At 53.5% G+C, this 536-nt stretch carries 1 pseudogene; it reads right to left on the reverse strand.

The features are described 5' to 3' along the window. Window positions 1-536: pseudogene (locus R7O13_RS30375) on the reverse strand (conjugal transfer protein); the annotation flags it as partial.

Genomic DNA, 536 nt, shown 5'->3' on the forward strand with positions numbered 1-536 from the left:
AGCGTTGTTGATGATTTTTGCGGAATCAGTGATCTGGCGTTCGTCGCTCAGATCAGATGAGTCTGGAGACAGCAGAGGGCCTAGCTCCCCGGACGTCAGCATATTCATGATCGGCAGGAGGTTCGCCACCATCTTGGAGAAGTGGGTTTGGTCGTGCTGGAACATCGACAGCAAGCCTTCCAGATCAGAGTTTGGGTGCTCAGGTTGGATGATGTCGTAGTAGAACTTCATCAACGCGAAAGCGATCTTCTCACGCGAACCGTTTTTGACTTTCTCCAAATAAGCCGCTGCTTCTGCCTCCCAGTCGGGCATAACTCGCTCTGAGTAAGCCTGAACGGCCTTGATGACCAAGCCAGCAGCGCCACCTTCAAGGAATCGGCGGAGCTTTGTCAGGTTGGGACGATCATGAGTGATGACCAAGCCCTGAGCGATGTTGTTCAGTGCCTGCCATCCAAATGATTTGAACGGGTCGGCCCCTGCTTCGGACGGGATCAACGCTGCCAAACGACTTGCAATTTCAGTCACGCGGGTGAAGT

The sequence above is a fragment of the Vibrio sp. Y176 genome, assembly GCF_033438945.1.